The 22,049-nt window shown below is 58.5% G+C and carries 21 protein-coding genes; all 21 read right to left on the bottom strand.

Annotation, left to right across the window (positions count from 1 at the left end; all coding sequences use genetic code 11):
- Positions 1-47: 47 nt before the first annotated feature.
- The 21 genes from GKKCFE_RS06235 to rfbF all read right to left on the bottom strand — a co-directional run bounded on the left by GKKCFE_RS06235 (position 48) and on the right by rfbF (position 21,857).
- Positions 48-1,523, bottom strand: coding sequence for a sigma-54 dependent transcriptional regulator (locus tag GKKCFE_RS06235; protein WP_047226243.1), 1,476 nt, complete (start codon positions 1,521-1,523; stop codon positions 48-50).
- A 169-nt stretch (positions 1,524-1,692) separates the two neighbouring features.
- Positions 1,693-1,989, bottom strand: coding sequence for a hypothetical protein (locus GKKCFE_RS06230; protein ID WP_047226242.1), 297 nt, complete (start codon positions 1,987-1,989; stop codon positions 1,693-1,695).
- Between the two features lie 11 nt (positions 1,990-2,000).
- Entirely contained in the window at positions 2,001-2,396 is a 396-nt protein-coding gene (gene fliS, locus GKKCFE_RS06225) for a flagellar export chaperone FliS (protein ID WP_047226241.1), read from the bottom strand.
- A 135-nt stretch (positions 2,397-2,531) separates the two neighbouring features.
- Positions 2,532-3,968, bottom strand: a complete 1,437-nt coding sequence (gene fliD, locus GKKCFE_RS06220; protein WP_445577614.1) for a flagellar filament capping protein FliD — start codon at positions 3,966-3,968, stop codon at positions 2,532-2,534.
- Positions 3,969-4,049: 81 nt separating this feature from the next.
- Positions 4,050-4,415 (bottom strand): flagellar protein FlaG, encoded by a 366-nt coding sequence (locus tag GKKCFE_RS06215; protein ID WP_047226239.1) that lies wholly within the window; start codon positions 4,413-4,415, stop codon positions 4,050-4,052.
- Positions 4,416-4,487: 72 nt separating this feature from the next.
- The gene (locus tag GKKCFE_RS06210; protein WP_186654032.1) at positions 4,488-5,339 is read right to left on the bottom strand and encodes a flagellin domain-containing protein; all 852 of its coding nucleotides are present in this window, start codon (positions 5,337-5,339) and stop codon (positions 4,488-4,490) included.
- A 254-nt stretch (positions 5,340-5,593) separates the two neighbouring features.
- Complete coding sequence (locus GKKCFE_RS06205) at positions 5,594-5,863, bottom strand: hypothetical protein (RefSeq protein ID WP_445577613.1); 270 nt, start codon at positions 5,861-5,863, stop codon at positions 5,594-5,596.
- A complete protein-coding gene (locus tag GKKCFE_RS06200; protein ID WP_445577612.1) occupies positions 5,860-7,152 on the bottom strand; it encodes a motility associated factor glycosyltransferase family protein in 1,293 nt (430 codons plus the stop codon). Before GKKCFE_RS06200 ends, GKKCFE_RS06205 begins: the two co-directional genes overlap by 4 nt.
- 84 nt (positions 7,153-7,236) lie before the next feature.
- On the bottom strand, positions 7,237-8,163 hold the full coding sequence (locus GKKCFE_RS06195; RefSeq protein WP_047226235.1) for a ketoacyl-ACP synthase III: 927 nt from the start codon (positions 8,161-8,163) through the stop codon (positions 7,237-7,239).
- Positions 8,164-8,359: 196 nt separating this feature from the next.
- On the bottom strand, positions 8,360-9,412 hold the full coding sequence (gene pseI / locus GKKCFE_RS06190) for a pseudaminic acid synthase (protein WP_316912776.1): 1,053 nt from the start codon (positions 9,410-9,412) through the stop codon (positions 8,360-8,362).
- The gene (pseG, locus tag GKKCFE_RS06185; RefSeq protein ID WP_445577611.1) at positions 9,405-10,910 is read right to left on the bottom strand and encodes a UDP-2,4-diacetamido-2,4,6-trideoxy-beta-L-altropyranose hydrolase; all 1,506 of its coding nucleotides are present in this window, start codon (positions 10,908-10,910) and stop codon (positions 9,405-9,407) included. Before pseG ends, pseI begins: the two co-directional genes overlap by 8 nt.
- Positions 10,907-11,608, bottom strand: coding sequence for a pseudaminic acid cytidylyltransferase (gene pseF / locus GKKCFE_RS06180; protein ID WP_445577610.1), 702 nt, complete (start codon positions 11,606-11,608; stop codon positions 10,907-10,909). The genes pseG and pseF overlap by 4 nt, the downstream gene beginning before the upstream one ends.
- Positions 11,609-11,612: 4 nt before the next feature.
- A complete protein-coding gene (gene pseC / locus GKKCFE_RS06175) occupies positions 11,613-12,773 on the bottom strand; it encodes a UDP-4-amino-4,6-dideoxy-N-acetyl-beta-L-altrosamine transaminase (protein WP_445577609.1) in 1,161 nt (386 codons plus the stop codon).
- On the bottom strand, positions 12,770-13,771 hold the full coding sequence (gene pseB, locus GKKCFE_RS06170; RefSeq protein WP_173407218.1) for a UDP-N-acetylglucosamine 4,6-dehydratase (inverting): 1,002 nt from the start codon (positions 13,769-13,771) through the stop codon (positions 12,770-12,772). The genes pseC and pseB overlap by 4 nt, the downstream gene beginning before the upstream one ends.
- 25 nt (positions 13,772-13,796) lie before the next feature.
- Positions 13,797-16,730, bottom strand: coding sequence for a TIGR00180 family glycosyltransferase (locus GKKCFE_RS06165; protein ID WP_445577608.1), 2,934 nt, complete (start codon positions 16,728-16,730; stop codon positions 13,797-13,799).
- 50 nt (positions 16,731-16,780) lie between these two features.
- On the bottom strand, positions 16,781-17,518 hold the full coding sequence (locus GKKCFE_RS06160; RefSeq protein ID WP_316912771.1) for a cephalosporin hydroxylase family protein: 738 nt from the start codon (positions 17,516-17,518) through the stop codon (positions 16,781-16,783).
- 15 nt (positions 17,519-17,533) lie between these two features.
- On the bottom strand, positions 17,534-18,604 hold the full coding sequence (locus GKKCFE_RS06155) for a class I SAM-dependent methyltransferase (protein ID WP_445577607.1): 1,071 nt from the start codon (positions 18,602-18,604) through the stop codon (positions 17,534-17,536).
- Positions 18,594-19,463 (bottom strand): NAD-dependent epimerase/dehydratase family protein, encoded by an 870-nt coding sequence (locus tag GKKCFE_RS06150; protein ID WP_173407221.1) that lies wholly within the window; start codon positions 19,461-19,463, stop codon positions 18,594-18,596. The genes GKKCFE_RS06155 and GKKCFE_RS06150 overlap by 11 nt, the downstream gene beginning before the upstream one ends.
- Positions 19,463-20,023 carry a dTDP-4-dehydrorhamnose 3,5-epimerase gene (gene rfbC, locus GKKCFE_RS06145; RefSeq protein WP_316912769.1) on the bottom strand — a complete coding sequence of 187 codons (561 nt, stop codon included), beginning with the start codon at positions 20,021-20,023 and terminating at the stop codon, positions 19,463-19,465. The genes GKKCFE_RS06150 and rfbC overlap by 1 nt, the downstream gene beginning before the upstream one ends.
- Positions 20,020-21,102 carry a CDP-glucose 4,6-dehydratase gene (gene rfbG / locus GKKCFE_RS06140; protein ID WP_445577606.1) on the bottom strand — a complete coding sequence of 361 codons (1,083 nt, stop codon included), beginning with the start codon at positions 21,100-21,102 and terminating at the stop codon, positions 20,020-20,022. The genes rfbC and rfbG overlap by 4 nt, the downstream gene beginning before the upstream one ends.
- Positions 21,084-21,857 carry a glucose-1-phosphate cytidylyltransferase gene (gene rfbF / locus GKKCFE_RS06135; RefSeq protein ID WP_445577605.1) on the bottom strand — a complete coding sequence of 258 codons (774 nt, stop codon included), beginning with the start codon at positions 21,855-21,857 and terminating at the stop codon, positions 21,084-21,086. Before rfbF ends, rfbG begins: the two co-directional genes overlap by 19 nt.
- Positions 21,858-22,049 lie beyond the last annotated feature (192 nt).

Raw genomic sequence — 22,049 nt, 5'->3', positions numbered from 1 at the left:
TGCCGAAAAAAAACCGCCTGAAAAATCAGGCGGTTGGAAAACAGGCGTCAATCATCCGCCTGTTCATCTCCTTCGCGACGGCTCATGCCGTACTTGCGCATCTTCTCCACCAGGGTGGTACGACGGATGCGCAGGCGTTCGGCGGCGCGGGCCACGATACCGTTGGCATCGTCCAGGGCCTGCTGGATAAGGCCTTGTTCCAGGCCTCCCAGATAATCCTTGAGGTCAAGGCCTTCTGGTGGCAGCAAGGCATTGGCGGTGAAGTCGGGCGTATGGCCGTTGATCGCCACGCGCTCTTCCAGATCGCTGCGCAGGCTATCGACCATTTGCTCGTCTTCATCGTCGACATAACGGAATTTCTTCGGCAACTCGACCACGCCGATCACACCGTAGGGATGCATGATCGCCATGCGCTCGACCAGATTGGCCAGCTCACGGACGTTACCCGGCCAACCGTGGCGGCACAGGGACATGATTGCCGCCGAGTTGAAACGGATCGAGCCGCGCTTCTCGTGCTCCATGCGCGAAATCAGTTCGTTCATCAGCAGCGGGATGTCTTCGACCCGCTCACGCAGCGGTGCCATTTCAATCGGGAAAACATTGAGGCGGTAATAGAGGTCTTCGCGGAAACTGCCCACCTCGATCATGCTCTCGAGGTTCTTGTGGGTCGCGGCGATGATTCGCACATCGACGCTCTGGGTCTTGTTGCTGCCCACGCGCTCGAAGGTGCGTTCCTGCAAGACTCGCAGCAACTTGACCTGCATCGGCAACGGCATATCACCGATTTCATCGAGAAACAGCGTGCCGCCGTTGGCCAGCTCGAATCGCCCGGCCCGGCTGGTGATGGCGCCGGTGAAGGCTCCCTTCTCGTGTCCGAACAGTTCGCTCTCGAGCAACTCGGCCGGGATCGCACCGCAGTTGACCGGCACGAACGGCGCTTCGCGACGCTTGGAGTGGTAGTGCAGGTTACGCGCAACCACTTCCTTGCCGGTGCCCGACTCACCCAGGATCAACACGCTGGCGTCGGTATCGGCGACCTGCTGCATCATCTGGCGCACATGCTGGATCGCCCGACTGGTGCCGACAAGGCTACGGAAAAGGTTGGGTTCGCGATGCCGGCCGCGCTCGCGCGCCTGGTCGTACATCTCGCGATAAACCTGGGCGCGGTGCAGCGAATCGAGCAACTTGCTGTAGCTGGGCGGCATTTCCAAGGTGGAAAGTACCCGGCGGCGTTGGTCCTCAGGCAAGTCAACGGAAGAATTTTCGCCCATTAACAAAACCGGAAGGAACTCATCCCAGGTTGAGAGTGTCTTTAGCAAGCCCAAAAGCGTTGCGGGTGCATTTACGGTTCCGATCAGAACGCAAATGACCTCACGACTGGACGACAAAGAGCCGACGGCCTGCTGCCAGTCATGGCTTCCGCAGGGTAAATTTTCTTCACCAAGAAAATTTAGGATCACCGCCAAATCGCGGCGGCGGACGCTATCGTCATCGATCAGGAGAATTTTGGTTTCACGCCACATGCAATAGCAACTTCCCTAGTCAACTCAATGCCCGGAATTTGGGGGCAAGCTAGACGCTTGCAGACTTGTCATGCCTGTAGACGCCTGAAATCTGTAAACAGCCACTAGTTAAGTCAAAAAACCGTGCACAGTCAAATTTATGGCGCACTTTGTTCGGATTAACTGAGCGTTAACCGAACAGATGGTAAACCTTTGCCGCGTTCTGCGCTTGATGGATCTGCGACATCTCGTCGACAATCGCCTGACGCTCGCCAGTGGCCGCCTCCAGCAGTTGCCGATAGACCCCCAGCAACTCCTCAAGATTGCTCCGCAACGCCGCCTCGTCTACCTCAGGCTCGCTCAGAACGTCTTCCATGCAGGAACGGCAAGCCAGGTCCAATTGACCGATTGCCTCCCAGTTGCGCTCGGCCAGGGCACCGACCAGGGCATCACGGGTTTGTTCGATTCGCTGCAAGACAAGACTCATGAGCGTGCTCCTTAGAATTGCGGACCCGGTACGGCGATGGCATCCCAACCTTCCTTGACCGTGCTCAGCAGATCGGCGACTTCGTCGAGGATCTTCGGATCAGTCTTGGCGTTGGCTTCGGCCAGGCGCTTCATCATGTAGGTATAGAGGCTATCCAGCTCGGTGACCGACTCGGCCTGGTTTTCCAGGTCCAGGCCTTCACGCAAACCGCCAATGATGCCGATGGCCTTACTGATCAGTACGCCTTTATTGGCGATATCCTTGCGCTCCATCGCACCCTTGGCCTGGGCAATGCGGTCCAAACCGCCCTCCATCAGCATCTGCACCAGACGATGGGGACTTGCTTCGGAGGTTTGCGCCTGGGCGCCAATCTTCTGGTATTGGCGAAGGGCTAACATCGGATTCATGTTCTACCTCATCAAAAAAAACTTCGGTTCGTATAAACAGCGTATCGACGCCGCGTCAAAAAACTTTAGATCGAAAAAGCCGAAAGCCCGGAGCGCTGTCAAAACGCTGCCGGGCTTTTTTGTATCGATCGAAACTCAGCTATTTCTCTGTTGCGCCGTCATCGCTTCGAACATGGACGTAATGTTGCTGGCGGTGGCTTTAAGCCTGCCGACCAGGGTGTCCATGTCGTTGTACTTCTTGGTAAGTACGGCGGTGAGGGTTTCGATACGACGATCCAGGGCCAGCTGGTCTTCGACCAGTTTTGCCTTTACGCGGTCGAGGTTCTTGGAGCGCGTGGTCAGAATGGCCTCCACATCATCAGCCGTACCCTCACCGTTTTTGATACCTTCCGTGTAAGGCTTGATCGCATTTTCCATGCGCTCAAGCAGACCATTTTCACCGACAAACAGTGTCTGGATCTCCCCACCCAACTGCTTTTCGTTCAACGCTGCGCTAAATTTCGTGCTATCGAAATCCAGAGCACCGGTCGACTGATTGGTGGTGATCCCTAACTGAGATAGAACAGTCAGCTTGTCACCGGCGCCGGTTTGCGACAACGGACCACGAATGGCTGCCAAAATCGAGCGTGGTAACGAATCACCGGTCAGTGCGGCCGGGACAGAGTTGCCTTCGGCATCTGTGGTCGGCTTGGTCAGGGATGTCACGGCTTTCGCAATAGCGTTATAGGCATCAACAAACTTCTGGATCGAAGCTTTCAAACCGTCGGCATTGGGGGCAACAGTGACGGTCGTCGGGCCGGTTTTTTCGACGAGCAACGTCATGCTCAGGCCCGAGATGACGTTGTCCAGTTTATTGGTCGGACTGGTCATCGATAGTCCGTCGACAGTGAATACTGCGTCCTTGGCGAGACTGATCGAACCTGAGGAGGTTGCGCTAGGCGTGCCCATCAAAGTAGAGCCGTCCGCCGCCAAGCTGGCGATACCGCTGAGGGAGATATCGTTACCCGCACCGGTTTTGGTCGACCCCACCACCAGACGCGAACCGAAACTGTCAGTCACGATGTTGGCGGTCAATCCACTGGAGGAGTATTTACTATTGATGTCGTCCCGCACCGATTGCAGTGTCGCGTCGGCGGGTATCTCTAGGGCGTAATTAGTCCCGCCCTGACTGATAGTCAGCGTACCGGCCTCCACCGCACTGGAAGTACCACCGGCGAATGCGGCGGTCGCAACCTTTGAAGAGGTCGCCAGCGTATCGACGTCTATCGAGTAGGTACCGCTCACCGCCGAGTTGCCGGCCGTCACCGTCAGCGCGCTGGTATTGGCTGAAGTCGCGGCCACTCCGGTAAATTGAGGCGTGGTGGTACTACCCAAGCCTTTAAGAGCAGACTGGAATGTAGCCAGCAGCGACCTCAGGGTGCCAATCCCGGAAATATTGGCCGTGTTCGTCTTGGTGGCGCGGTCGATCTGACCCTGCTTGGCTGCTTTGTCAGAATCCACCAATGCCTTGACGATAGCACCGGTGTCAAGGCCAGAGCCTAAACCCAAGCCAGGTAGAATTGGACTTGCCATGTGGGACTCCCTTCAGTGTGCCGCCGGCCTTTTGACCTTTCAACGCTCAAAAGAACCGAACAACAAAATTCGTGCCAGCTGTCAGGCTTGTGCGCTGAACAACAGGCTGCTTGCATCATTCAAACTGTTCGCCAGTTTAAGCACTTCTTCATTAGGGATCTGGCGAATCACTTCACCGGAGCCACTGGCAATCACTTTGACGACCACTTTGCCTGAAGGCTCATCGATTGAGAACTCCAGGTTGCGCTTGACCGACTGAACAAAGGTTTCGATTTCCTGAACCGCTCTCTTCAGCTTTTCCTGCTCGGCCTCAGCGTCTTTTGGCTCATCCTTGACCGGTACCACGGTGGCAGCATCGGCTCGAGGCTTCTCCACTGGTTTGTCGGCAAATGTCGTTGCCGGCTTCGCAGCTGGATAAGACAAGTTCAGCTTCACGCTCATATCCATGTCCATCACCTCTTGAACGGAAAAAGCGAGAGAGTACGCAAGCGCACTCCCCCGCTAAAACTCATCCGGCGATTACTGAAGCAGCTTCAGTACAGCGGATGGCAGTTGGTTGGCCTGGGCCAGAACCGAAGTGGAAGCTTGTTGCAGAGTCTGCTGCTTGGTCAGCTGGGCAGTTTCAGCAGCGAAGTCGGTGTCTTGTACACGACCCAGTGCAGCGGCGGCGTTTTCGTTGACGTTCTGCAGGTTGGAGATGGTGCTGGTCAGACGGTTCTGTGCAGCACCGAGGTCAGCACGACTGGCGTTGATGGTTGCCAGAGCAGCGTCGATTGCGACGATTGCTGCTGCGGTGTTGGTTTCAGCAGTGTCACTGTCAACAGCGCTGATCACGATGGTGCCAGAGTCAACACCCAAGGTCGATGCATCGAAGCTGTCGCTCAGAGTCAAGGTGATCTGGTTGGTGGCACCAGTGTTGGAACCGACTTGGAAGGTCATGGTGCCAGCGGAACCGTCAATCAGGTTCTTGCCGTTCAGGTTGGTCGAATCGGCGATACGGGTCAGCTCGTCCGACATCTGGGCAAATTCTTTGTCCAGAGCGACACGGTCAGCAGTGCCGTTGTTGTCGTTTCGAGCCTGTACTGCCAGTTCACGCATACGCTGCAGAATGTTGGTGGATTCCTGCAGAGCGCCTTCAGCGGTCTGAGCGATGGAGATACCATCGTTGGCGTTCTTGATCGCAACGGTTTGACCGCGGATTTGCGAGGTCATACGGGTAGAGATCTGCAGGCCGGCGGCGTCGTCTTTGGCGCTGTTGATTTTCAGGCCGGAAGACAGACGAGTCATCGAAGTGGACAGTGCATCGGAAGCCTTGTTCAGGTTCTTTTGAACGTTCAACGATGTGACGTTAGTGTTTACTGTTAAAGCCATGACGAATTCCTCGTTGGTTGGGTACTGCGGCTTCCGGCCCTGGCAACCGCCGGGTGTGGCCTAGAGAACCTTCGTAATAGTTATCGTCGTAATCGGAACTTGCTTTAGCTGTTTTTTCAAATAATTTGCCATCAGGGTGCCACCCCTCGTAAATCAAGGACTTGGCAGCGCTCAGAAGGTAAAAAAATGACGCCAGGGAAATGCCGGAGCCGCCATTCGTCCAGCCAGCGGCCCTAGCAAAGGGGAGAAAAGACTTAAACCGCCTGACCAGCGGTCAATAGCTCAATCAACTCGAACTCCAGATAGTCCGCCAGCGAAAGCCAGTTCTGAGCCTGCTGATCGTTGAACATCAAGCCAAGCAAACCGCCCCACGATGACTGGACATCGCCAGGCATAAGCTCGACAAAAGGCTGGGCCGCCTCGACCACTGCAACCATCGCCAGCCCCGCCTCGACATCGCGGCCAAGACGGAACAGCCGAGCACACCCGCGCGCGTCTTCGATGACCACCTCAAGGCCGCTCATCGCACAAACTCCGGATGAAAAGCAGTACCCACGATCATCGCTCCATCTCGACTGCTGTTATAAAAGCGCACCTGAGGGTGCTTGGCGACAAATCGCTCCAGCTCACACAAATAGCTACGGAAGTTGAGCTGAGTCTTGACCCGCTGGCCATGGCCATCAAGCACCCAGTGCCTGGATGCGTCCAACTGAGGCCCCAGGTCGCCGTCGCCCCAACCCGCATGGGTCTTGTCATGGGGAAAAGCGAAATCGGCTCCGAACAAAGTGACCTGCGTCGCACCCATCCTGACGGCCAGGTCCACGGCCGGATGAATCACGCTGCCACCTACGTACAGCTCGCCCCGAGGCAGTTGCTGGCGCATTTGATGATAGACAGGGCTGGCGGAATAACCGGCATAACGGCGACCCTGCCAGGCTTCAATCACCGATGGATCCGCCATTGGCAGGTAAACCAGGGCAATGTCGCCGGTGTCTTCGGGCGGAAGGTGGCGCGCCGAAATGCGTTGATCAATGCTGACCACGATATCCGGTCGGATGCCTTGGGTGATCAAGGGCCGATAGGCCGTATCGACACAGATCAACAGCGGCCGCTCGGCTTGGCTATTCAAGCCGCGCAGCCTCTCGAAATGTTGCTCAAGGCTGGGACCGGTGGCAACGACGAACGCCTCACGCCCCTTGAACGCGCCGAACAGCTCGGCAACATCGCGGTCGTCCCGCACGAGATTGAATGTCGATTGCAGCCGCTCGACGATCTCGGGGGCTTGGGGATCGAACTCCCGATTAGTGAAGTCCAGATGAATTTCGCTGATCAGGCGATCACGAATCTTGGCACTGTAATCATCGGCCAGTACCAGCTCGGTGGGGAGCGCGAAGAATGGCAACTGGATTTCCGCCAGATCGCCCGCGTAGAGCAACACCACCCTGGGATCGGCAAGCCATGGCATCTGATCCAGTACCTGCAGTACCAGGGAAAACACCGCGCCGTTGAGAACATGAACATACAACCGCTCGAGCCCTGCCCGCTCCAGCAAGCGGTTTTGCAGGTCGCCCAACCCGGTGCCGTAGACATGCACCATGGTGGCGTCCTGCGGCAGACTGGTCGCTTGCAGTTCAGCTTCGGCGAGACGGTCATGCCGACTGGTCAGTTGGATGCCGTTGATGCTCAGGGTCGAACCCAGGCCCTCCACCAGATCGGCCTGCAACTCACCGGCATTCTCCAGCAGCAACCGCTGGGCCACGGCCGGCCAGCGTTGCTCGATCACCTGGAAATTGCGCTCAAAGAACTCGCTCATGGCGTCTCGCTTTTCCATCAGGCAAAAAAATAGCGTTCAAGGTTACACCTTGGACGCTATTTTTTGTGCTCGGGCATTAACGGCTCAAGGACGATAAATGATCGCCGAACCCCAGGACAGGCCCACGCCAAAACCACTTAACGCCACGCGTTTCCAGTCGGAATCGAGCACGTGCTTTTCCAGCAGCAATGGAATGCTCGACGACACGGTGTTCCCGGTCTCGACCATATCCTTGATGAACTTCTCCGGCTCGCCTTCGAAACGCCGCGCCACCGCATCGACAATCGCCGCACTGCCCTGGTGAATGCAGAACGCATCGATGTCGCTGGCTTGCAGATCGGAATCGGCGAGCAACTCATGCAAATGAGCCGGAACCTTGATCAAGGCGAAATTGAACACTTGGCGACCGTTCATGAAGAACACCCCGTCGCTGACCTTCAGGTGCGGCGCACCGGAACCGTCCGTGCCGAACTTGGCCTTGCCCAGGTGCCACGGTGCATCCTCGCCCATCCAGGTAGCGGTAGCGGCGTCACCAAACAACATCGTGGTGTTGCGATCTTCCGGATCAACGATTTTCGAATACGGGTCCGCCGTTATCAGCAGGCCATTCTTCAGGCCGGCGGCTTCCATGAAGCCCTTGATGGCGTAGATGCCATAGACATAACCCGAGCAGCCCAGGGAGATATCAAACGCTGCGACAGTGGTCGGCAAACCCAGCTTGTCCTGAACGATGGCCGCCGTGTGAGGCAAGCCTTCTTCGTCACCGTTCTGGGTAACGACGATCAGTACATCGACAGATTCGCGCTTCAGTCCGGGATTGTTGGCAAACAGCGCATTGGCCGCTTCTACACACAGGTCCGAGGTTTCCTGTCCATCATCCTTGCGCGGCAAGAAGGCGGAACCGATCTTGCCCAGGATGAACTCTTCATCCTTGTCGAACTTCGCACCTTGTGCGTAATTGTCCACGCCGGCTACAGGAACGTAGCTCGCAATGCCTTTTATGCCAATCATTACGGCTTCCCAATTAAAAACAGCCCAATACCACCGCTCGCAAGGATTCGAGGGGCGCCGACAAACGGGAAGTGTAAAGGGCTATCACTGGGCCTGATAAGGGCCAGGCGCCATCTTCCCGGTCAATACAATACAGTGAAGATGCGCGTTATGACTCACAGGTCACGCGATTTTACTGATTAGCTCGATCACAAAGCTATTCAACCAGTGCCCAGGCCAGGGGTGTACCCCGCGCGATCGCCTGGCGCGCGTGCCGGCCCATCACGGCGTCTGCATGCTTGGGAGCCAGTCCCAGGCCCGGGCGGATGGCCCGCAGGTTCTGCGGCGTAAACGCATCACCAGGGTTCATGTCTTGCGTCACGTACAGCGACCGGCGATAGACCAGCGACTTGCGCTCAGCCTCCGTCACCCCATAGTGCACCTGCCCAAGCGCCTGCCAGGCGCGCTCGGTTTCGATCACCAGCGCCGCGAGTTCCGCCGGTTCCAGCGAGAAACTGGCATCCACTCCGCCGGCGGCGCGATCAAGAGTGAAATGTTTTTCCACCACGGTGGCTCCCAACGCCACGGCGGCGACAGACACCCCGACGCCCATGGAATGGTCCGACAAGCCCACCTCACAGCCGAACAATTCTCGTAAATGAGCAATGGTGCGCACGTTGCTGTTGGCCGGCGTGGCCGGATAGGTGCTGGTGCATTTGAGCAGCACCAGATCCTTGCAGCCGGCCTGGCGGGCAGCACGCACGGTTTCGTCTAGTTCTGCGATGCTGGCCATGCCGGTGGAAATGATCAACGGCTTGCCGGTGGCGGCGACCCGACGGATCAGCGGCAGGTCCGTGTTTTCGAAACTGGCGATCTTGTAGGCCGGCACCTCCAGACTCTCGAGGAAATCCACGGCTGTCTCGTCAAACGGCGTCGAGAACGCCAGCATGCCCAGCGCCTTGGCCCGGGCGAAAATTGGCGCATGCCATTCCCACGGTGTATGAGCCTTTTCGTACAAGTCATAAAGCGAGGTCCCGGCCCACAAGCTGTTGGGGTCCTTGATAAAGAACTCACCTTCGCTCAAATCCAGCGTCATGGTATCGGCGGTGTAGGTTTGAAGCTTCAAGGCGTGGGCACCGGCCCGGGCGGCGGCTTCGACGATCTGCAACGCCACCTCCAGGGACTGGTTATGGTTGCCGCTCATTTCGGCAATGATGAACGGTGGCACCTGCGACCCGATGCTGCGGTGGCCGATCTTGAAACTACTCATGGGGGTGATCCTTCACTACACGCGTAAGCACGCAGGTACTTTGAATAAAACCGGCCTGCCGAAACAGGTTCAGGGATGCTTGATTACCGGGCAGTATTTGCGCGGTGAGAGTCCGCAGTTGAGGCCAATGGGCGCTGGCAAAGGCTTCGCCATGGGCCAGCAGCGCCCTGCCCCACCCCAGCCCCAGGCGACTTTCGAACAGATAAATCGACACCAGCGCCTCGGTGCCTTGCAAGTCATAACGTAACGCGCCCACGGGCCCGTCCGTGGTTTCACCGATCAGCAACAGGCGCTGTGCGTTCACCAGGCTTGCTTGCAGCCATTGGCAATGACCGTCCCAGTCAATGATCGACGTATCCAGCGATACGCGGCGCACGGCCTCGGCGTTACGTCCGTCAAAAAGCAGCCGGGCGTCGGCTTGCGTGGCCGGGCGAATCCGCAGCAAAGCACCGGCCAGCGTCGCTGCGACCCTTTTTGCGCCCAAGCCATCGACCAATTGCCGTGAGCGCTGGGCCAAACTACAGCGCATGCCGTGATTGTCCGCAACGAACCCGATGGCTTGGCGCAACTGCTCGATGCTGACCGTCTCCCGAGGTCCGAGATAAACGTGTGCGCCGAACGTCGCCATCACCTCGCCATTGGCCTGCTGATTGTTCGACACCGCAATGCAAATCGTAGGCAGGCCCATCGCGGCGCGCTCCCAACTGGTACCTCCACCGGCGCCGACGAACAGGTCCGCCTCGAACATGAGCTGATGAAAGTTGCGCACGAAACTGTGCAACCGCCAGCGCGGCCGAGCCGCCACCATCGCCTGCATCTGAGCCCAGGCCGGGTTGTCGGCACCGGCGACAAAGTCGACCTCAAGATCATCAAAATCCGCCAGCGCTTGCATGGCGTGATGGGTTTGCATCGCGGCATCAAACCCGCCGAAGTTGACCAGTACCCGTCTGACCTCGGGTTTTGGTTCAATCGCCCGACCACAAAACTCATCACGTAACAACGCGTACCGCGGCCCGAGCAGTGTCTGACAGTGCTCGGGTAATAGCCCTGCGTACGCGGCCCGGGTGCCGGACAGGTTCTGATTGAGCAGTAGATCGACGCTATAGGTACGTGTTGCCAGGTCGTCCAGGGCCATGATCCGGGGCGCAAAGCGCCGTGCGGCGGTTTGCCAATGATGGTCCAGGCCATAATGGTCGACGATGATCCAGTCGAAACGCTGCTGAGCGCGCAAGGCCTGTTCCAACGCAGTGATATCCGCCTGCCAGGGCAGCAACGACTCGATCGCCTGCAGCGGGTCCTCACCGGGATAAAGATCCGGCAAGGCAAATGTTTCGAAGCCCTCGGTTTCTAGTGCCTGTAATCGATGCCCTGACAGCGAGCGACAGGCAAACGCGACGTGTGCCCCCTGCCCGCGCAGCACGCGAGCCAGCGTCAGGCAGCGAGCAATGTGCCCGCTGCCAATGGTTGGCGAGGCGTCCGCGCGAATCAGCACCCTCATTGCAGTTCCCCGCCTGCTTTCAAGGCGGCGTAGAGGTATTCGGCCCGCTTCCAGTCTTCAGGGGTATCGATGTCCTGCACCAGATGGCGGGGCAGGATCACCGGCAGGCTGTTGGGGGAAAACAGCACGTCACCCCGCAACCAGGCCTCCCGACGCCCCCAATAAAACTGGCCGGCATCCTGGAAAGCTTCCGGCAGGTCCTGAGAGCGAGTGTCGCGAAACTGCGGATAAAGCGGGGTCAGCGCGCCCTGCTCATCCAGGGTCAAGGCCCGTTGTACGGGAAAACCAAAACCGGTCACTGAAAACGCGAACGACTTGTCGGAGTGCTCGCGTAACAACTCAAATCCCTCACGCAGGAACCGCGCCTGCAACAGCGGCGCGGTGGCATAGATACAACAGGCGAAATCGAACGACCGCTCGCGCAACTCGCCCACCGCATGGGCGATCACCGCTGCCGTCCCGGTGAAATCATCAGCCAGCGCGCCCGGACGCATGAACGGTACCCGCGCGCCATGAACCTGCGCCAGCTCGGCGATTTCTTCGTCGTCGGTGCTGACAATCACCTCATCGAACAGCCGCGAGGCCAGGGCCGTGCGAATCGAGTGGACAATAATGGGCACGTCAGCGAACAGCTTCAGGTTCTTGCGAGCGATCCGCTTGCTGCCGCCCCGGGCGGGAATGATCGCGATGGCGTTCACCTCGTTACTCCTCAAGCAATCGGCGCAGTTGCTCGACCACATAGTCCTGCTGTTCATCACTGAGGGAAGGAAACATGGGCAAGCTGATGGCTTCACTGTAATAACGTTCGGCCTGGGGAAAATCACCTGTGGCGAATCCCAGGTCACGGTAATACGGTTGCAAATGAACCGGAATGTAATGCAGATTTACGCCAATCCCGGCCGCTCGCAAGCCCTCGAATACCTGAAGATGGCTGAGGGTGATGCCGTCAAGTTGCAAGCGCACCACATACAAATGCCAGGCCGACTCCGCGTCGGGCTGTAAGCCGGGCAAGGTCAATGGCAAACCGCCCAGCAAACGATGGTATCGCGCTGCCAGCTCACGGCGCCGTGCGATAAACCCATCCAGCTTGTTCAACTGCGAGAGCCCCAGCGCGGCCTGCAGGTCTGTCATGCGGTAATTGAAACCCAACTCGACTTGCTGGTAATACCACGGCCCATGGCTGGGCTCAGTCATTTGGCCGGCCTCGCGGGTCATTCCGTGGCTGCGCAGGCGTTGCAGGCGCTGTGCCAGGTCCGGGCGATTGGTCAGGACCATGCCGCCTTCGGCGCTGGTGATGATTTTCACTGGGTGAAAACTGAACACGGTCATGTCCGCGAACTCGCCACAGCCCACCGGTCGACCCGCATAAGACGCACCCACGGCATGGGAAGCATCCTCGATCACTGTGAAACCGTATCGCTCCGATAGCTGGCCGATTCTGCGCATGTCACAGCTTTGCCCCGAGAACGCCACCGCTACCAACACCTTGGGCAGCGCCCCATCGCGCTCGGCCTCTTCAAGTTTTGTGGTAAGGGCATCGGCATCGAGATTCCAGGTCAGCGGATCGATATCGACAAAATCGACCTGCGCACCGCAATAACGCCCGCAGTTGGCCGAGGCCAAGAAGGTATTGGGGGTGGTCCATAAACGATCACCTGGCCCCAGCCCCGCCGCCACGCAGGCAATGTGCAGCGCAGCGGTCGCATTGCACACCGCCACGGCGTGATCGGCCTGGCAACGAAGGGCCATGGCCTGTTCGAAACGCTCAAGCGCCGGCCCCTGGGTCAGCCAATCGGAGCGCAATACCGCGACCACCGCATCGATGTCAGCTTGATCGAGGCTTTGCCGCCCGTAGGGAATCATGTCGGCAACCGGGCATGAAGGTCGGCAATCTGATCCACCGACAAAAAGTGCGGATTGGTGTCGGAGCGATATTCAAAGTCCTCCGCCACCGGCTTGCCGCACTCCCCCAGATTGTCCAGCGCGAAATCCACATCCACGCTGGTGAAGCGAATCGACGGCTGGATGGTGTAGTGATCGGCAAACTCGATGGTCATGCGCGCGTCATCGAGCGGCACCATTAGCTCATGGAGTTTTTCGCCAGGACGAATTCCAACGTTCTTGTGAGGCAAATGCCCAGCCATGCCCAACGCCAGATCGACGATACGAATCGACGGAATCTTTGGCACGAATACTTCACCGCCGTGCATGCGGGCAAAGCTGTCGAGCACAAACTGCACGCCGTGGTCGAGGGTGATCCAGAAGCGGGTCATGCGTTCATCGGTAATCGGCAGCTGCGTCGCACCCTCGGCAATGAGCTTGCTGAAGAACGGCACCACCGAGCCCCGGGAGCCGGCAACGTTGCCATAGCGCACCACGGCGAACCGGGTCTGCTGTTCACCCGCGATATTGTTGGCCGCCACGAACAGTTTGTCCGACAGCAACTTGGTCGCGCCGTACAGGTTGATTGGACTGGCCGCTTTGTCGGTGGACAGCGCAACAACTTTTTTCACACCGTTATCGATGGCCGCCGCAATGATGTTCTCGGCGCCATTGACGTTGGTGCGAATGCATTCGGTGGGATTGTATTCCGCCGCCGGCACCTGTTTGAGGGCGGCCGCGTGCACCACGTAGTCAATCCCACGCATAGCCTGGCGCAAACGGTCGGCGTCACGCACGTCCCCCAAGAAATAACGCATGCACGGGGCATTGAAGGTTTGTTGCATCTCGTACTGCTTGAGTTCGTCACGAGAAAACACCACCACCCGCTTGGGCTGGTACTGCTCCAGCAACCGGCGGATGAAGTTGCGCCCGAACGAACCGGTGCCGCCTGAGATGAAAATCGATTTGCCGTTGAACATACCTGATTCCTTTTGCCTGGCAGGCTTATGCGAGCAACCGCGACCAATCGACAGCCGTAGCAGTGCCCAGCGCAAAGCCGGTGCCGGTCAAGGCCAAATTGGGGTTACGGGCCGGGTCGTGTTCAAAGCGCGCCTGCCATTTGTCCTGCAGAGCGCCGGCAGCCTGTGGCGCTTGGGCGAATGTGCCGGGGTGCAGCATCTGGGCCTGAGGGGTCCAGACGGTGAGATAACCCGCATCGGCCGCTTTCAGGCACAGATCGACATCGGCTAACGCGTCAGCGAAGTGCTCCTCGTCCAGGCCGTCCACGGCTTCGAACAGCTCCTTGCGGATCATCAGGCAAGCGCCCGACACCGCCGAGTAGCTCTGCTCCACCTGATGGCCGTTGAGGTAGCCCTTGGCGTCCTTGCGTTCGCCTACAAACACCGAGCCCACCTGGCCGTCGGGTTTAAGCACCAGACCGGCCTGGGTGGTGACACCGCGGATGTCCATCTGTTTGCTGCCGACGATCCCCACTTCAGGCCGCTGGGCCTGGTTGAGCAGACTGTCTAGCCAGTTGGCATTGATCACTTGCACCTGGGCCGACAGCAGCACCAGATAGTCACCTTTGGCCTGGCCGCTGGCCCAGTTGTACAACGCCGAAGTACTCAAGCGCCGGTCGCTGCGCAGGATGCTAATCCGGTCGCCCTTGCCTTCCAGGCTATCCAGCCACTGGATCAGGTCTTCGGATTGGCTGTGGTTGTCGGCAATCACGATTTCATGACGATGGTAGCGGGTACGCTGCAGCACGCTGACCAACGCCTGTTGGATGTGTTCGAAGTTGTCGCGGCTCTCAAGGATGATCGACACCAGCGGCCGTTCGGCGTGCTGGTAATCGATCTGGTAGGTCAGCGGCTGGGCCGAAGTGACCTGGGCGCGATAACCCCGGGCAGTCAAGTGACGGGTCAACACCTGACGCTCTTGAGGGTTTTCTTCCTGCGTCGGGGCGTTGCAGATCAACAACGGCTCGGCCAGATGCGCCAGGCCGCTGAGCCCTTCGTCCTCGATCAGGCGCAACAGCAGGTCCAGTTCCAGGGCCTGGGTGTATTGCGCGGTAAAACCACCGACTTGGGTCAGCACTTCACGGCGAATCAGCCAGTGCCGCGCCATCAACGAAGGCACCGATTGCAACAGATCAAGGTTGACCCCCGGACGGAATACGTCGGTGAGGCCGCCATCGGCCTTGCGCTGGATTTCATCCATGGCCACCGCGCGCACGCCCTCGGCACCGATCAGTTCGAGGCTGGCGCGCAGCAGGCCGCTTTGGGTGAACTGGTCACCGGCTTCGGCCAGCAACAGCCAGTCGGCGGTGGATTGCCCGACGATCTGATTGATGCGCTCGACGTAATTGGTGGTGCTGACTTTGACGAAGTGCACGGTGTCACGCGCGGTGGTGGTCGCCGGCAAGTCACCCGTGGTGAACACCACGACGTTGAATGCTTTGCAATGGCCATTGACCAGGCTGTCGAAGGTAGCCTGCAACTTGAACATGTCAGCGTCCAGATCCAGCAACAGGATGCCAAACCGCGGCCCGCCCTGATGTTCGGCCAGGTGGGCGGCGATGGACTTGAGTTGCTGTTCATCAGGGTTACGTGCTTCAAGCCAGCTCAACAAGCGGCCGGAGTGCATGTTCTCCAGTAGCTGACGATCCTGCTGTCCCGGCACCGAGTCCAGACGCTGCGCCCAGGCCTGCAGTTTGAGGCACTCTTCGTGCTCCTCGGTGCCCTTAAGCGACTCCGTCAGGTGCCTGACCACCGAGCGGTTGAACACATTAAGAGCCAAGGCCTCCCACAGACGGGCGCGGATAGTGCGCTCATTATCGTTGGGATGGATGCACATCAACTCCCTCTGGCGCAACAGGATGCCTTCCAGCTCCTGGAGTTGCAGTCGGCCGGCCGGCATCGCATGAATGAGAAATTCGAACTCGGTCAACAAGTCGAACATCCGCTGGTTATAAAACGGCATCTCGACGAACTGCCGCGGACCAAACGAACGAATCGGTTCGCCCCCGACCTCGGTCCAGGCCGAACGAACGATTTGCATCGCGTTGAGCGAACGCCCGTGGAGCAGGCAATCAGCCATGGCTGCAAAACTGTCCAGGGCAATCTGCTTGACCCGTTCCGGCGCCTGTTCACTCAACTGCGTAGGAATGGAGGCCAGAAACTCGGCGAACTGCTCACGCTCAACAACACTTTTTGGATCATTGTAGGTGAGCACAGTTAACACGTTGGTGCTGTGTTCAGAGCCGCCATAGGCGATTTCCCGAACGGCGAACGGAATTGGCAGAATCCGTGCCTTGGCACAACTCAGCAGATAAAAGGTATGCCCAATTTCCTGCCACTCGAAACTGGTACCTGGCGGCAACAGGCTATACCACTGTTGCAGCAGGTCCGTACGGGTTACCGCATAAAATGGCGGCAGGAACTGCCCCATGAAGGGTATGACTCGCTCTTCAGCCAATTCGCTGCCGTAGTCCTCCTGCACCCTGCAATCACGGCGGTAGTAATTCACCTCGGCCGCGCGAGCCAGGTACATCATTCCGTAGCCATGGCACAGGCCATAGTCAGGGTTGGCTTCGAGGAACTCCACCGATTCGGTCAAGGCATCGTGCAGCAGGAAATCGTCATCGGCGGCGAACACCATGTAGGGCGTCGTGACCTGATTGACGCCGTACACCAGCTTGTCTTGCAGCCCCTTGTAGGTGAACTGAGGCAAGTGCCGGTAATCGACCGAGGGAAAGTCCCGGGCAATTTGCTCATCGCGCTCGACCGATGAATCAAGCACCAGCACCGAACATGGATAACCGCTGTAGTAATGCAATGTCCGGCGCAGGAACGCACTGCGGTTGTGGGAGATCACCACCACTGTGAACCGCTCGTTCAGCGGTGCCACGTTGCTTTGAGCATTGTTTCGAACCTGCATATTTCCTGTCCCCACAACCTGCCAGACGCCAATGATTTGATACGGATGAATTAACGAACCCGGCGCAGATAGCCATCCGGTGCGACGGTGATCAGCAGCTTGTTCTGCAACTGCCGGTCAATTTCGAAATCGCCATTTTCCTCGAGGTATTTCCACACCGCGGTTTTCGGGTTGTCGCCCGGGCCCCATGGACGATCCGGGAAAAAGTCCGCCGGCATGTCCTCGACCACGGTGTCCATCACCACGCAATAGCTGCCTACCGAAACCAGCGGCGCGTACAGACGCAGTTCTTCGAGCACATGGTCGTGGGTGTGGTTGGAATCGAGCACCAGGATGACTTTCTTGCCTTTGGCCGCTGCATGGACCTGCTCGGCGATAGCCGCATCGATGCTCGAACCCTCGATCATCGAGATGCGTTTGCTCATCGGGTGGTTTTCGATGGCTTCACGGTTATGGGGGCGGATATCCAGGTCGATGCCCAGCACTTCACCATGGCCTTGCAGTTCCAGCAACGAGGCGTAGTAGATGATCGAACCGCCGTGGGCGATGCCGCACTCGATGATCAGGTCAGGCTTGATCTGCCAGATCAGTTCCTGCATGGCCATCATGTCCTGCGGCAACTGGATGATGGGGCGGCCCATCCAGGAAAAATGGTAGCTGTACTTGTGACGGGCCGATTCGTTGAAAAACTCCTTGGCCAGCGCAACGACTTTCTTGTCTTGGCCTTGAGCTGAAATCTCAGCCTGGCATTGGGCTTCGAAAGTTTTATGAAGAGTATTGTCGGTCATGTTCGAATCTCGCGGTTATTGGAACGAAGCGCTGTCAACGGCGTGATAGACGTATCGCCCACCGGTCATCCGCTTGATCTCTTCGAAGTAATTGGAATTCATCACAAACAGATTGGCGCCTTCGGGCAAGGTGTCCATCGCCTCCTGGGGGGAGGACACTCGCACACCACTCAGAGGCAAGTAGCGCCCCTGCTTGGTTGGATTGATATCCACCACGCGATCCACTGCCACGCCTGCACGTTGCAGCGCTAATGAATAGATCACGCCTTTGGAGGAAGCGCCCCAGATCGCCGAACCTTGCTCAGGCGCGCCCCGGATGATCTGCACGGCACGGTCGAGGCTGGCGGTGAAGTTTTCCGGCAGTATCAGCGACTGTGGTGCCTCGGCGGGTGTGCTGCGTAAAGTGGAAAGATCCGCAACGATGTAAAGGTATTGGCCGCCGAACAAATGCCCCGCCTCGTGCACCGTCCCGAACATTGCGCGCAAATCGGCTAGGCGGAAGTAATTCACGTGCTCGTAGAACACATCGAACCAGGCTCTGTGCTCGACAATCCAGTCGAAACACGGCACTTCGATATAAATCTGTCCGCCCTGGTTGGCAGCGACGATTTCAGCCAGAAAACCAACCGGATTGCTGATGTGCTCCAGCACATGGCGCAACACAATGGCATCAGCCGCCATCCCCAACTCCCGACTGAAGGGAGCCTTGATCACATCAGGGTTGTCACCTTCATAGGAAGGATCGATCCCGGTGATGGCGTAGCCCATGCCTCGCAGCATCTCGAGGAAATAACCTTTGCCGCAGCCAACTTCAATCAGGCTTTTGTCTTTGAAATGTCGCGCCAGGATCGCTTCGACGTCATTCAGGTGCTGTTGAAACTGCACTGAGTGGGCCTGCTCGTTTTGATAGTCGACGTCATAACTGAGTTTGCTCGCGTCGAATGCCTGATTGAAGATCAGACCGCTCTGGCTGTCCTGCACCAGCACGATATCCGCGCTGGCCGACGCCTGAGCCTGTTCGGCAGTGGCAAATGTGCGGTTCTGCAGAATCGGCAGTCCGCTCGCCCGATACAGTTCATGCTGCATGATCTTCTCTCCTGAGCTGCGAAATCCGCTGAGCATCACCCCAAAACGCCATGGGCTCATGCCCCGAGTACCCGTAGTGCCCCAGGTTCAAGGCGATGGCCGACTGGCGCTCACGCACTCGCTGTTCAACCAGAGCCCGCACCGACACCGGATGACCACTGCAACAGTTGATCACCCCATCGACATCGCGCCGCGCAATCAGCGAGGCCAATTGAGAAGCGGCTTGTCCGATTTCCAGGTAATCGCGCAACTGGTCGCCCGCAGACATGTTGAACTGCGCATCACCTTCGTTGATCGCCCGATCGAGACTGGCCAACAGACTGTTAGGGTTCTGTCCCTCGCCGTGCAAATAAAACAGGCGTGCCCACTGCAACGTAAAGGCGCGCTCGCGCTGCAAGGCTTCAAGGAACCGGTGCAAAGTATGTTTCGCCAGGCCATACGGCGTGCAAGGCTGTGCGATCACCGTCTCGCTCAATGGGCCACTTTGCAGCCCGTATTCGAAACAGGTACCGGTGACCAGCACATGGCTGACACCAGCCTCGATCACGCGCTTGAGAAACGCGTAGTCCAAAGGCAAGGTTCGCTCGAAATGGAACAGCGCCTGATAGTTCGGCAGGCCTGGCCAAGCCAGATGCGCGATGGCCTCGACCCCGTCAGTCAGAGCGGCCACGTCCAGGTCCGGTGCGTGGATGTCTGCCGTGCGGAACTCCACATCATCAAACCATGGCATGGCACGCGCGATTTCGACGTTTCGGCCAGAAGCTCGAACCTTGAAGCCTTTAGCGAGTAAAGCACTGACCAGATGCCGACCGACAAAGCCGGTGGCTCCCGTAACCAGTACGGTCGAGGAATGCCCCATTACAGCTCAACTCCACTGAAGTCTTTGTCCAGCAACGGATGACTCGCGTCTTTGGCCGACAGGTTTTTAACCGGCAACGGCCAGGGTATAGACAGTGCAGGGTCAATCACCGAAAGGCCGGCTTCATGATCCGGAGCGTAGTCAGCATCGGTCAGGTACAGCACTTCAGCGTCATCGGTCAGGGCTTGGAAACCATGAGCGAAACCGGCAGGAATCAACAAACTGCGGCCGTCATCGGCTCGCAGCTCCTCGGCATGCCACTGCAGGTAGGTTGGGGATTGCGGCCGCAAGTCGACCACCACGTCCCATACCGCGCCCCGGACGCAAGTAATCAGCTTGGACTCTGCATATCCGGGCTTTTGGTAGTGCAGACCGCGAACGCTACCTTTTTCGACCGTACGTGAATGGTTGATCTGGCGAATAGCGAATGGACGTCCCTGAAGCGTGAGGCGGGACTGACAAAACAATCGGGCAAAACGCCCCCGATCATCGCAGAAGACTTTTTGCCGGATCAGATATAAGCCTTCCAGCGCCAACGCCTGAAGGGTGAAATCAGTCATAACCGACCTCTGTAGAGATTCAATTGATTCAGAGTTATCGCACGCATGTCATCGCCGTTCTGCCACGCCAAATGCCAATCGAGAGTCTGGGCAAGACACTGCTGCAACGACCAACGCGGCTGCCAACCCAGCAACTGTCGGGCACGGCTGCTGTCCAGGCGCAGCAGGCCGGCTTCATGCAAATCACTCGGTTCGATCCGTAGGCCCGGCGCCAGCGGCCAGCGCTCGGCGAGCAACTGGACGACTTCGCCGACGCTGCACATGTCGGCCTCGCCGGGGCCAAAGTTCCAGGCACCGGCAAACTCCGGGCCTTGCTCATAGAGGCGCGCGGCCAATTGCAGGTAACCGGCCAGCGGCTCCAGGGCGTGCTGCCAGGGGCGTACGGCCTGGGGATAACGCAGCGTCACCGGTTCGTCCGCCGACCAGGCCTTGAGCACGTCTGGAATCAGCCGTTCAGGGGCAAAATCACCGCCACCCAGTACGTTTCCAGCCCGGGCCGTGGCCAGGGCCAGGCCGTGTTCGGCGTAACCATCGGCGGAGAAAAACGAGGCGGCATAAGACTGCGCCAGCAACTCGCAGCAGGCCTTACTGCTGCTGTAAGGATCATGGCCACCCAGGGCTTCGTTTTCGCGGTAGGGCCACAGCCATTCCTGATTGGCGTAGACCTTATCGGTAGTGACCAGAACACAGGCACGCACGCCGCCGATCTGGCGGACCGCTTCGAGCAGGTTCAGGGTGCCCATGACGTTACTGGAATAAGTGCCCAGCGGATCGCGATAACCCTCGCGTACCAATGGTTGAGCCGCCAGGTGCAGGACGATCTGCGGCTGCACGTCGGCGAGCACTTCCAGCAACGCGCCGAGGTCGCGCAAATCACCGCGCCGATCATCGATGCCTTCGCCTACCCGTGCCAGCTCGAACAAGCTGGGCTCGGTGGCCGGATCCAGGGAAAAACCGCTGACCCGAGCGCCCAGGCTTTGCAGCCACAGCGCCAGCCAACTGCCCTTGAAACCGGTGTGGCCGGTGACCAGCACCCGCTTGCCGCGCCAGAACTCCGGGCTCAACCCCATTGTTTCCATGGGGCCTCCCCGCTTTGCCACAGGGCCTCAAGATGATTTTTATCGCGCAGGGTGTCCATCGGGTGCCAGAAACCGTCGTGCTGGAACGCCTGCAGTTGCTGTTGCGTTGCCAACGCTGCCAGCGGCTCGGCCTCCCAGGAAGTCTGGTCGTCAGCGATATAGGGCAGGACCTTCGGCGAGAGGACAAAGAAACCGCCGTTGATCCAGCCACCGTCGCCCCGGGGTTTTTCGGTAAAGCCAAGGACCGTATCACCATTGCGCTCCAGCGCACCGTAACGTCCTGGAGGTTGGACCGCCGTCACCGTGGCGAGCTTGCCGTGCGCCAGGTGAAAATCCACCAGCGCACCGATGTTGAGGTCCGAGACGCCGTCGCCATAGGTAAAGCAAAACGCCTCTTCGTTTTCCAGATAACGCGCCGCCCGACGCAACCGCCCGCCGGTCATGGTCTCTTCGCCCGTGTCGATCAGGGTCACGCGCCACGGCTCGCTGTAGTTCTGGTGAACGTCCATGCGGTTGTTGCACATGTCGAACGTGACATCGGAGGTGTGCAGGAAGTAGTTGGCGAAGAAATCCTTGATGGCGTAGCCCTTGTAGCCCAGGCAAATGACGAAGTCGTGGATTCCATGAGCGGAATACTGCTTCATGATGTGCCAAAGAATTGGCTTGCCACCGATTTCGATCATCGGTTTTGGCTTGAGGTGCGACTCCTCGCTGATCCGCGTGCCGAGACCACCTGCCAAGATAACTGCCTTCATCGTCTCCCCTCTTGTCCATCACCGGGCTCGGCCAAGCGTTGTTTCGCTTTGCGGGCGCGGGGATTACACCTTCGATGCCGATCCGGGCGCCGCGGTATGCCGCAAGCGCTCGTTTTATGGCGATATGAGGGGGGCTTGCAGGAAACGCGCCAGCAAATGCTGGTATCTGAAGCTCTAGCGTTTATTACCTCG

This window comes from Pseudomonas sp. E141, from assembly GCF_052659885.1.
The sequence above is the reverse complement of the archived record's forward strand: the minus strand, read 5'-3'. Positions and strand labels throughout refer to the sequence as shown.

Bases quoted from the DNA above. Each gene is read 5' to 3' on its own strand.
- fliD (WP_445577614.1), bottom strand. From the start codon at position 3,968: ATGGCAAGTCCAATTCTACCTGGCTTGGGTTTAGGCTCTGGCCTTGAC.
- GKKCFE_RS06210 (WP_186654032.1), bottom strand. From the start codon at position 5,339: ATGGCTTTAACAGTAAACACTAACGTCACATCGTTGAACGTTCAAAAG.
- GKKCFE_RS06150 (WP_173407221.1), bottom strand. From the start codon at position 19,463: ATGGGGCATTCCTCGACCGTACTGGTTACGGGAGCCACCGGCTTTGTC.
- GKKCFE_RS06205 (WP_445577613.1), bottom strand. From the start codon at position 5,863: ATGAGCGGCCTTGAGGTGGTCATCGAAGACGCGCGCGGGTGTGCTCGG.
- pseG (WP_445577611.1), bottom strand. From the start codon at position 10,910: ATGAGGGTGCTGATTCGCGCGGACGCCTCGCCAACCATTGGCAGCGGG.
- GKKCFE_RS06195 (WP_047226235.1), bottom strand. From the start codon at position 8,163: ATGATTGGCATAAAAGGCATTGCGAGCTACGTTCCTGTAGCCGGCGTG.
- GKKCFE_RS06155 (WP_445577607.1), bottom strand. From the start codon at position 18,604: ATGCAGCATGAACTGTATCGGGCGAGCGGACTGCCGATTCTGCAGAAC.
- rfbC (WP_316912769.1), bottom strand. From the start codon at position 20,023: ATGACTGATTTCACCCTTCAGGCGTTGGCGCTGGAAGGCTTATATCTG.
- GKKCFE_RS06215 (WP_047226239.1), bottom strand. From the start codon at position 4,415: ATGGATATGAGCGTGAAGCTGAACTTGTCTTATCCAGCTGCGAAGCCG.
- pseI (WP_316912776.1), bottom strand. From the start codon at position 9,412: ATGAGTAGTTTCAAGATCGGCCACCGCAGCATCGGGTCGCAGGTGCCA.
- pseB (WP_173407218.1), bottom strand. From the start codon at position 13,771: ATGTTCAACGGCAAATCGATTTTCATCTCAGGCGGCACCGGTTCGTTC.
- rfbF (WP_445577605.1), bottom strand. From the start codon at position 21,857: ATGAAGGCAGTTATCTTGGCAGGTGGTCTCGGCACGCGGATCAGCGAG.
- GKKCFE_RS06235 (WP_047226243.1), bottom strand. From the start codon at position 1,523: ATGTGGCGTGAAACCAAAATTCTCCTGATCGATGACGATAGCGTCCGC.
- rfbG (WP_445577606.1), bottom strand. From the start codon at position 21,102: ATGGAAACAATGGGGTTGAGCCCGGAGTTCTGGCGCGGCAAGCGGGTG.
- GKKCFE_RS06230 (WP_047226242.1), bottom strand. From the start codon at position 1,989: ATGAGTCTTGTCTTGCAGCGAATCGAACAAACCCGTGATGCCCTGGTC.
- GKKCFE_RS06160 (WP_316912771.1), bottom strand. From the start codon at position 17,518: ATGACCGACAATACTCTTCATAAAACTTTCGAAGCCCAATGCCAGGCT.
- GKKCFE_RS06200 (WP_445577612.1), bottom strand. From the start codon at position 7,152: ATGAGCGAGTTCTTTGAGCGCAATTTCCAGGTGATCGAGCAACGCTGG.
- fliS (WP_047226241.1), bottom strand. From the start codon at position 2,396: ATGAATCCGATGTTAGCCCTTCGCCAATACCAGAAGATTGGCGCCCAG.
- pseC (WP_445577609.1), bottom strand. From the start codon at position 12,773: ATGATTCCCTACGGGCGGCAAAGCCTCGATCAAGCTGACATCGATGCG.
- GKKCFE_RS06165 (WP_445577608.1), bottom strand. From the start codon at position 16,730: ATGCAGGTTCGAAACAATGCTCAAAGCAACGTGGCACCGCTGAACGAG.